10 protein-coding genes are annotated in these 9,645 nt (G+C 71.7%); 3 read left to right on the forward strand and 7 right to left on the reverse strand.

What is annotated here, in order from left to right; all coding sequences use genetic code 11:
* Window positions 1-17 precede the first annotated feature (17 nt).
* Both ACZ4YY_RS14720 and ACZ4YY_RS14725 read right to left on the reverse strand, forming a co-directional pair.
* Entirely contained in the window at window positions 18-275 is a 258-nt protein-coding gene (locus tag ACZ4YY_RS14720) for a hypothetical protein (protein ID WP_468288825.1), read from the reverse strand.
* Window positions 263-661, reverse strand: coding sequence for a hypothetical protein (locus tag ACZ4YY_RS14725; RefSeq protein ID WP_468288828.1), 399 nt, complete (start codon window positions 659-661; stop codon window positions 263-265). The genes ACZ4YY_RS14720 and ACZ4YY_RS14725 overlap by 13 nt, the downstream gene beginning before the upstream one ends.
* A 743-nt stretch (window positions 662-1,404) precedes the next feature.
* Here ACZ4YY_RS14725 and ACZ4YY_RS14730 point away from each other — a divergent pair.
* Window positions 1,405-1,914 (forward strand): hypothetical protein, encoded by a 510-nt coding sequence (locus ACZ4YY_RS14730; protein ID WP_468288831.1) that lies wholly within the window; start codon window positions 1,405-1,407, stop codon window positions 1,912-1,914.
* Window positions 1,915-1,969: 55 nt separating this feature from the next.
* Here ACZ4YY_RS14730 and ACZ4YY_RS14735 read toward each other — a convergent pair whose 3' ends face one another.
* The 5 genes from ACZ4YY_RS14735 to phoU form a co-directional block, all read right to left on the reverse strand.
* Window positions 1,970-2,830: an AraC family transcriptional regulator gene (locus tag ACZ4YY_RS14735; protein ID WP_468288834.1), complete on the reverse strand. Its 861-nt coding sequence runs from the start codon at window positions 2,828-2,830 to the stop codon at window positions 1,970-1,972.
* A 164-nt stretch (window positions 2,831-2,994) separates the two neighbouring features.
* Window positions 2,995-5,493 (reverse strand): SpoIIE family protein phosphatase, encoded by a 2,499-nt coding sequence (locus tag ACZ4YY_RS14740; RefSeq protein ID WP_468288837.1) that lies wholly within the window; start codon window positions 5,491-5,493, stop codon window positions 2,995-2,997.
* A 343-nt stretch (window positions 5,494-5,836) separates the two neighbouring features.
* Entirely contained in the window at window positions 5,837-6,088 is a 252-nt protein-coding gene (locus tag ACZ4YY_RS14745; RefSeq protein WP_468288839.1) for an SCO4226 family nickel-binding protein, read from the reverse strand.
* 182 nt (window positions 6,089-6,270) lie between these two features.
* Window positions 6,271-6,432 carry a hypothetical protein gene (locus tag ACZ4YY_RS14750; RefSeq protein WP_468288842.1) on the reverse strand — a complete coding sequence of 54 codons (162 nt, stop codon included), beginning with the start codon at window positions 6,430-6,432 and terminating at the stop codon, window positions 6,271-6,273.
* Window positions 6,433-6,572: 140 nt separating this feature from the next.
* A complete protein-coding gene (phoU, locus tag ACZ4YY_RS14755) occupies window positions 6,573-7,268 on the reverse strand; it encodes a phosphate signaling complex protein PhoU (protein ID WP_468288845.1) in 696 nt (231 codons plus the stop codon).
* A gap of 233 nt (window positions 7,269-7,501) precedes the next feature.
* Here phoU and phoR point away from each other — a divergent pair, with 233 nt between their 5' ends.
* A complete protein-coding gene (gene phoR, locus ACZ4YY_RS14760; protein ID WP_468288848.1) occupies window positions 7,502-8,797 on the forward strand; it encodes a two-component system sensor histidine kinase PhoR in 1,296 nt (431 codons plus the stop codon).
* Between the two features lie 5 nt (window positions 8,798-8,802).
* On the forward strand, window positions 8,803-9,474 hold the full coding sequence (gene phoP / locus ACZ4YY_RS14765; RefSeq protein WP_466214042.1) for a two-component system response regulator PhoP: 672 nt from the start codon (window positions 8,803-8,805) through the stop codon (window positions 9,472-9,474).
* Window positions 9,475-9,645 lie beyond the last annotated feature (171 nt).

The raw sequence follows: 9,645 nt of genomic DNA on the forward strand, positions 1-9,645 counted from the left end.
AGCTTACGGGGCCATGATCACTCGCCCCAAAGCAGCTCCAGCCCAAAGCCGCTCCGCCGACCTGAGGCGCCATCATCCGCGAGCGAACCAATAGCTGGGCCGATCTTGACGACGCATCCGTATCTTCCGTGCGTCAAACCGGAGGCGCGCCAGAAGCGCCTTCTCTGCTTCAGCCAAGTTCCAACAGGCTTGAACTTGTTTCGATCCCTGAGCCCGGTCAGCGCCGCATAGGTGAGGAAACTGTGCTGGAGACCAAGAGCGATCACGGCTTGCATGGCTGCCTCCTGCTCTGCTCCCCCACGGGCGGAACACGGATCTGGAGCGCATCAAGCACCGCATCGATCCGCAGAACGGTGGCCCCGTCAATCGGGCCCGACAGTTGGGCGGCCAACAGCGTTCGCAGACTGTCAGCCAGAACGCCTGTCTGCAACAACGCCTTCAGAGAGGAGGCATCACTCACGACGGGCTCGCCACGGGCGTGCGCACGGCTCATGAGTTGAACGAATGAGGCAGCAAGGCGAGCGTCAGCCTCTGAAGCGGCAACACGGGCCAGGCGTCGCTCCTCGCGCCACTTGCCCATGAACTGAAAGATCGCTACCAGGACGGCAGCAGATATGGTCGCCGCGCCAGTAACGATGGCTGTTGCGATCTGCGGATCCATCCTCGAAAACGTAGCGGAGCTGAGCAGATCCGCGTACCGACTCCAGAAAATCTCGGGCCGTCACCGGGCCGTCCGAGGGCAGCTGTAATCGACCAACGCTGACAGCCACCGACAGCTAAGTCGCAGGTTGCAGCTTTGATCGATTGCACGGCCGCAGGTCAGAGACCCGGCCCTTCACTTCTTCGGCTACTGGCCGTCTTGCGGTCCCTCAAGCACAACCAAAGAGCCGTCCCGCTCGAACCGCAGCACGCGGGGCCGGGGATTTTCCCGGGCTGAGTCCGGCTCTGGATGAAGCTCTCGGTAGCGCTGATGGTAAAGATCAACCGCTTGGTGGAGCGAGCATCCTTGTGTCTCACGAATCGTCTTCACTGCGAGGATGGTGCGCCCCTCCAGAATGTCGCGATCTACACTCTCCGGCAGTTCTGCCACAGGTCCTCCCGGCTCCGGCATCAGTAGAGCAACCGCGGCTCCTCCGGTCAACTGAGTTGAGCAGCCGACCATGGAAGCTCTCGGCCGTGCCCGCTGCGTGCCCGTCTGACGGGTGCGCAGCAGGGCTTCACGGGCAGCAGCGGGGGTCGCAGGGGCGTGCCGGAACCGTCCGGTGTCGCAGGGGTGTGGCGGGACCGCCCGGTGTCGCAGGGGCGTGGCGGAACCGTCGTGTCGCAGGGTCGGAACGGTCCGGTGTCGCTGGGGTGTGGCGGAACGGGGCAGGCGTGCAGGGGTGTTGCGTTACGCTCCGCGCCATGAAGCTGAAGACGGCGCTCACGGTGATTCTCGTCGGCGCGGGCGGCATGGCCGTCGTCGCGGCAACGGGAGTGTGGGCGCTGTCGGGTGGGCTCTACGGCTGCACCAGGGCTGACGAGGAACTGGCCCCGACCCTGGCCTCCCTGCCCATCCTGGACGCGCACCCGAGCCGGACGCGTCCCCAGGACGAGCGGTACTCCGGCTGCGACGAGGACGACGGGTTCGCCTACGCCGGGCAGCCCTACCGGCTCACGACACCCCGGGCCGACGTGCTGGACTTCTACCGCCAGGCCGCCGCAGCGGACGGTTGGCGGCTCGAGGGCGCCGACCCCTCGCCGTCTCCGGAGCCCGGCGCACTCGCGGTCGACACCTCAGCGCTCTGCTTCGAGAAGCCCGTCGCGGGCACCACCGCCCATCTCGCCGTGTGGTTCCCCGCCGATCTCGGGGACAGTGCCGGCGGCTACGGCCTGGAGGTCACCGCCAGCCATGACGGAGCCGCCTGGTGCTGACCGGCGTCGCCGCATGCGGGCGAACCGTGTGAACGATCGGCGGCAGGCCTAGACCTCACCCCCGTTCCACCGGCAGCCAGAGCTCCGCGTCCGCCTCCGTTCCGTCCTGCGACAGGTGGGTGCGGAGGATCTCCGGGCCGGGGCGGGTGCGGTACGGGTTGGACGGGAACCACTGGGTGAACGCGTCCCGCCAGAGTTCCTGGACGGCCTGGGGGGCCGGGCCTGAGGTGGTGAAGACCGCCCAGGTGCCGGCCGGGACGGTCAGGGCGGTCGTGCCCTCCGGGGCGGCCGCCGACGTGATCACCCCTTGGTAGTAGTCGAGTTCGGTGCCCTCGGCCCGGCTCGGGTCCAGGTCGTCGCAGACCGAGACGAGGCCCCGCGGCTCCTGGTCCGACAGCTCCTCCAGGCGCTCCAGGGTCTGTCGCCCGATGCCGCGCACGAAATCGATGATCGCGTGGTTCGGACCCGTGTGCACCAGTGGCACCCGGGCCCTGAAGCCGACGACGGTGAAGGCCGGCCGGTCCGTCACGCGGTACCGCATGCTGCTGCTCCCTTCGATGGTGAGGCGGAAGGAGAGCCGGGGCTGGGAGACGAGCGCCGCGCCGGTGCGGCGGGCCTCGCCCGGACCGACGCCGTGCACGGCGCGGAACGCCCGCGCGAACGCCTCGCCCGAGCCGTAGCCGTAGCGCACCGCGATCTCCAGCAGGGAGTCACGTCCGTCGAGCACCTCGGCGCCCGCGACGGTCAGCCGTCGGCGCCGGACGTACTCCGACAGGGGCATGCCCGCCAGCGCGGAGAACATCCGGCGCAGGTGGTACTCCGAGGTGGCGGCGATGCGCGCCAGCTCGACCCCGTCGATCGGCTGGTCGAGCCGGCCTTCGACGTGCTCCATGACCTGGTTGAGCCGCTCCAGCACTCCCGGTCCCCTTCCTCTGTACGGCCACCACGCTAGGCGGCGGACACACCCCCGGACCCGACATCCTGTGCCGGATCGGGTCGGGTGCGCACGGAAGCCGGCGGGCGGGGCAGGGGCCGTGAGGAACCGTCAGGTATCAGCCGACAGGTGGAGGACGGGACCCCTCAGCCGAAACCGTCGTACCCCGCCCCGGCCCCCTCCCCCAGCTCCTGTTCAGCCCAGATCGTCTTGCCCTTCGCGCCCTGGCGGGTGCCCCAGCGCCGGGTGAGCTGGGCGACGAGGAGGAGGCCCCGGCCGCCCTCGTCGTAGGTGCGGGCCCGGCGGAGGTGGGGGGCGGTGTTGCCGCCGTCGGAGACCTCGCAGATGAGGGCGTCGTCGTGGATGAGGCGGAGCTGGATCGGTGGCTCGGCGTGACGGATGGCGTTGGTGACGAGTTCGCTGACGACCAGTTCGGTGATGAACGCGGCGTCGCCGAGACCCCAGGTCTCCAGTTGGGCGACGGCGTCCTTGCGGGTCTGGGCGACGGCGGAGGGGTCGTCCGGGACGTCCCAGGTGGCGACCTGGGACGCGTCGAGGGCGCGGGTGCGGGCGACGAGCAGCGCCACGTCGTCGGCGGGGCGCTGGGGGAGCAGGTCGGACAGGACCGCGTCGCACAGGGCGTCCAGCGAGGGCGCGGGGCGGCCGAGGGCCTGGCGCAGACGGTCCAGACCGGCGTCGACGTCACGCTCGCGGGACTCGATCAGACCGTTGGTGTAGAGGGCGAGGAGACTGCCCTCGGGCAGCTCGTACTCGGCCGCCTCGAAGGGCAGTCCGCCGAGCCCGAGCGGCGGGCCGGCCGGCAGGTCGAGGACCTCGACGGTGCCGTCGGGGTTCACCAGCGCCGGCACCGGATGGCCGGCCCGGGCGAGACAGCAGCGGCGCGAGACGGGGTCGTACACGGCGTACAGGCAGGTCGCGCCGACGTCACCGGGGGCCCCCGTCTCCCCGCCGGTGCGCCGGGCACCGTCCTCCTCCTCGATCGCGAGCCGGGCGACCAGGTCGTCGAGGTGGGTGAGCAGTTCGTCGGGCGGCAGGTCGATGTCGGCGAGGGTCCGCACGGCCGTCCGCATCCGGCCCATGGTCGCCGAGGCGTGCAGACCGTGCCCGACGACGTCCCCGACGACGAGCGCCACCCGCGCCCCGGACAGCGGCACGACGTCGAACCAGTCGCCGCCCACCCCGGCGTGCGCGCCCGCCGGCAGGTAGCGGGAGGCGACCTCGACCGCCGCCTGCTCGGGCAGCCGCTGCGGCAGCAGACTGCGCTGGAGGGTGACGGCCGTGGCCCGCTCGCGCCGGTAGCGGCGGGCGTTGTCGATGCTGACGGCCGCCCGGGCCGCCAGTTCCTCCGCCAGCACCAGGTCGTCCTCGTGGAACACCTCCGGATGCCGGTGCCGCGCGAAGACGGCCACCCCCAGCGTGGTGCCGCGCGCCGACAACGGCACCGTCATCACCGAGCGGATCCCGAACTGCCGCACGCGGGCGGCCCGACGCGGGTCGCGGGCGATCCACTCGGCGACGGCCGGGTCGGTCACCTCGTGCAGCGAGGCCCGCCCGGTGCGCAGACTCTCGACCGGCGCCGACCCTTCCGGATAGGTGTCCACCTCGCCCGGCGCCACGAACGCCTCCGGCGTCCCCGGCAGCACGGACCGGTGGGCCACCCGCCGCAGCAGCAGCGGCCCGTCCACCGTCACCGCCTCGGGCGGCCGTTCGTGCACGTCGTCCAGGGTGACCAGCAGATCGATGCTGACGAAGTCGGCGAGCTCCGGAACCGTCACCTCCGCCAGTTCCCGGGCCGTCCGGGTCACGTCCAGGGTGCCGCCGATGCGCCGGCCGGCCTCGGCGATCAGCTGGAGCCGCTTGCGGGCCCAGTGCTGCTCCGTCATGTCGTGCGCGGACAGGCAGACGCCCCGGACGGCACCCGCCTCGTCCCGCAGCGGCGACATGACCACCGACCAGGCGTGCTCGCGCGTCTCCCCGGCGGCGCGCAGGAAGTTCTCGTCGTACTGCCGCTCGCCGGTCTCCAGTACCCGCGCCATGCTCCGTTCGGCCCGGTCGCCGGCCGGGTCGTCGACGATCTCGTTCACACGCAGTCCGCGCATCTCGTCCTCGGTGAGGGCGACGGACCGTTCCATGTCGGCGTTGGCCCGCCGCAGCCGCAGGCGGGTGTCGTACAGGGCCAGCGCGCAGCACGGCGACTGGGTGAAGCTCCAGGTCACGAGGGGCTCGTCGGCGGGCTGCGGCTCCAGGTCGGCCAGGGGCGAGACCAGCAGCCACGCCGGGACGCCGGGTGCCGCACTGGTCTGCTCGGTGCGGTGGTGGGCGATGAGCCGGACGTCCAGACGGCGGCCGTCGCGGTGGCGGAGGGCGACCTCGCCGTTCCAGCGGGGCAGGTCGGCGAAGGACGGCAGCTCGTCGGCGGGGATCGGCGCGGCCAGCAGGTCGGCGGCCGGGCGGCCCACGCGCTGCGCGGCGGAGTACCCGAGCAGGACCTCGGCGCCCGCGTTCCACCCGGTCACCGTGCCGTGTTCGTCAAGGGTGACGCGCGCGGTGAGGGACTCCCGCACGACGTCGTCGAGGGAGCGGTTCGCCGTCCGGCCGGGGCCGGTGGCGATGGGCTGCTCCATGACCGTTCATCTCGCTCTCGCCGGGAGAATCGCTCGCTCTCGCGGATCGCCGACACGCGCCCGGGACCGCCCGCTCCGGCGGACGACCGCGGGACCGCCCGCTCCGGCGGACAGACCGCGGTCAGGGGACCGCCCGCTCGGGCGAGTGGACCGCGGTCAGGGGACCGCCCGCTCCGGTGGACGATGACCGCCGGACGACCACCGCCACGGCAGCACGCCACCGGCGCCGCGCCGCAGGGCGTGGATCCACGGCGACACGTCCTCGGCGCCACGTCGCAGATCGCCGATCCCGGGATCACGTCACCGGCGCGACGTCACCGGCGCCGCGTCGTCGGTCACCGCCTCACGAGACGGACAGCGGCACCTCGTGCACCTCGTCGGCCCGGTGTCCGGCGCGTTCGTGGATGCGCTGCACCGCCTCCGCCGAGGGGCCCTCGGAGAGGCAGTAGACCGTGCCGGACCGGGGGTCCGCCCAGGCGCGTTCGAAGTGGACGCCCTCGTCCTTCTCTATGGCGAGGTCCGCCTGGTGGGCCTCCCTGAGCTGCTCGGCCGTGATGCCCACCATGCCGTGGTGGACGTCCATGAACTGGGTCATCACCGCACCCCTTCCTCTCTGGGGTTCTCCTACCCGTTACCCCTCCATGCTGCGCTCCCGTCCCGCACCCGGCGAGCCCGCCCGTCCCCGGACACGGGTGAGGGGCCCTGCGGCGCACGCCGGGCCCCTCACTCGTGTTCACTCCGTACGGACGCGTACGCGACGTGCTTGCTCCGTGTTCCTCAGCCGCACTGGCAGGGACTGCCCGACTGGCAGCCGCAGCCGCACCCCGAGCCGCAGCCGCACGCGCCGATCAGCATCAGGTTCCTGATCTCGGCGGGCTGCTCGGTCGGGCGTTCCTGCGTCGGGTCGGGTGTGCCGGAGGTGCTGGGGGCTTCGGCCATGGGTTCCTCCTGGAGGCCTGGAAGCGGGGCGCCTGTGCCCATTGCATGCCCGTTCCGCCGGGCGCATCAACGGCGCACGGTGGCTTCCGCACGCCCTCGGGGCCCCCGGGCGCCTCCCGACCGCTCATGGCCGCCGCTCGCTACGCCTCCTCCACCACCGGCTGGATCTCGGCCGGCACGTCCTGCTGGAGGTCGTCCGCGTGCTCACCGGTCACCAGGAACACCACGCGCTTGGCGACGGCCACCGCGTGGTCGGCGTAGCGCTCGTAGTAGCGGCCGAGGAGCGTGACGTCGACGGCCGTCTCGATGCCGTGCTTCCAGCGGTCGTCGATCAGGTGCTGGAAGAGGGTGCGGTGCAGCAGATCCATCGCGTCGTCGTCGGTCTCCAGCTGGAGCGCGAGGTCGACGTCCTTCGTGATGATCACCTCGGCGGCCTTGGCCATGAGGCGCTGCGCGAGCTGGCCCATCTCCAGGATGGTGGCGTGCAGGTCCTGCGGGACCGCGCGCTCGGGGAAGCGCAGCCGGGCCAGCTTCGCCACGTGCTGGGCGAGGTCGCCGGAGCGCTCCAGGTCGGCGGACATGCGCAGCGAGGTGACGACGATCCGCAGGTCCGTCGCCACCGGCTGCTGGCGCGCGAGCAGCGCTATCGCCCGCGCCTCCAGGTCGTGCTGCAGTTCGTCGACCTTCTGGTCGGCCTCGATCACGCTCTCGGCCAGCTTCAGGTCGGAGTCGAGGATGGCGGTCGTGGCGCGCCCGATCGCCGACCCGACCAGCCGGGCCATCTCCACCAGACCGTCGCCGATCGAGTCCAGTTCCTCGTGGTACGCGTCCCGCATCAGGGTTCCCTCTCGTACGTCGTTCTTCGGGGGCTCGGGGTGTTCGGGGGCCGGCAAACGGCCGTTCGGGGCGGTCGGCCAACCCCACGGTGCCACGTTCCGGCCTGTACGCGTCGGATTCCGTCACCTCAAATGAACCACCACTGGCTCCAAGGTGAACTCTGGGCGACGAGTGTTCGAGGTCCCACGCCGATGGCTGTGGCCGGGCCGGATCTCGTGCCTAACCTGGGTGCATGGACGTGAACGCGGCGGTCGCCGCAGCGGCAGCGATCGCCGGGGTGCTCACCGGTGTCATCGCCATGCTGGCGTTCCGTTGGAGTGAACGCGACCAGAACCGACCCACCAGGACCTCCTTGCACACCGATCCCGTCCTCCCCCCGGGCGTCGACACCGTGTTGTCGGTGCTCCGCTCCTCGGCCGTCGTCCTCGACGAGGCCGACGCCGTCGTCAAGGCCAGCTCCGCCGCCTACGCCCTCGGGCTGGTCCGCGGCGGCAAGCTCGCCGTCGAGCCGATGCTCCTGATGGCCCGGGACACCAGACGGGACGGCGAGATACGCCAGGTGGAACTGGACCTGCCCCGGCGCGGCACCGGACGCGGCGAGGCCCTCGCGGTCTCCGCGCGCGTGGCGCCCCTGGGCTCCCGTCTCGTCCTGCTGCTCGTGGAGGACCTCACCGAGGCCCGCCGTATCGAGGCGGTCCGCCGTGACTTCGTGGCGAACGTCAGCCACGAGCTGAAGACCCCGGTCGGGGCCCTCTCCCTGCTCTCCGAGGCTGTCATGGACGCCTCCGACGACCCGGAGGCGGTGCAGCGCTTCGCCGGCCGCATGCAGATCGAGGCGACCCGGCTGACCAACCTGGTCCAGGAGCTGATCGACCTCTCGCGCGTGCAGAACGACGACCCCCTCGAGGACGCCGAGCCGGTCCGCGTGGACGAGCTGGTCGCCGAGGCCGTCGACCGCTGCCGCCACCAGGCCGGGGCCAAGCAGATCACCATGGCCGCCGGAGGCACCGCCGACCTGCGCGTCTGGGGCCACCGTGGGCAGCTGGCCGCCGCCCTCGGCAACCTGGTCGAGAACGCCGTCAACTACTCACCCGCCCGCACCCGCGTCGGCATCGCCGCGCGTCGTGTGGCCGCCCCGGGCGGGGACCTGATCGAGATCGCCGTGACCGACCAGGGCATCGGCATCTCCGACAAGGACAAGGAGCGCATCTTCGAGCGCTTCTACCGCGTCGACCCCGCCCGCTCCCGCGCCACCGGCGGCACGGGCCTCGGCCTGGCCATCGTCAAACACGTGGCCGCCTCGCACGGCGGGGAGGTCTCGGTGTGGAGCGCCGAGGGACAGGGCTCCACCTTCACCCTGCGGCTGCCGGAGGCGGGCGCGGCCCGTGACCGGGCACACCAGCACGCCGACTCCGACGACCTCGACGACCTCGGCGACGAGGGCGGACGGGTCGGCGGCACCCCCCATGTATCACCCCCCGACTCAACCGCGTACCAGACGCTTTCCGCTCCGGAGGTCCTTCCGTGACCCGTGTGCTCGTCGTCGAGGACGAGGAGTCCTTCTCCGACGCCCTGTCGTACATGCTCCGCAAGGAGGGCTTCGAGGTCGCCGTCGCGACCACAGGGCCCGACGGACTCGACGAGTTCGAGCGCAACGGCGCCGACCTCGTACTCCTCGACCTGATGCTGCCGGGGCTGCCCGGTACGGAGGTGTGCCGTCAGCTGCGCGGCCGCTCCAACGTCCCCGTGATCATGGTGACCGCCAAGGACAGCGAGATCGACAAGGTCGTCGGGCTGGAGATAGGAGCCGACGACTACGTCACCAAGCCGTTCTCCTCGCGGGAGCTGGTGGCCCGGATCCGGGCCGTCCTGCGCCGCCGCGGCGAGCCGGAGGAGGTGGCTCCGGCGGCCCTGGAGGCGGGCCCGGTCCGCATGGACGTCGACCGGCACGTCGTCACCGTCTCCGGTTCGAAGGTCGACCTGCCCCTGAAGGAGTTCGACCTGCTGGAGATGCTCCTGCGCAACGCGGGCCGCGTCCTGACCCGCATGCAGCTCATCGACCGGGTGTGGGGCGCCGACTACGTCGGTGACACCAAGACCCTCGACGTCCACGTCAAGCGCCTGCGCGCCAAGATCGAGCCCGACCCGGGCGCGCCGCGCTACCTGGTGACGGTCCGCGGCCTGGGGTACAAGTTCGAGCCGTAGGCCGTCACGGCGGAAGCGGCCGGAACCACGGCGACACGGCGAGAGGGGCGGCACCCCGCACGGGGTGCCGCCCCCCTCGCCGTGTTCTGGGCCGTACGGAAGGTGGGTGGCCGGGTACGTACTGGAGTGTCCGGGCACGTACGGGCGTGTTCTAGACTGTAGGGGCGTGTC

The organism is Streptomyces sp. NPDC030143 (assembly GCF_055573695.1).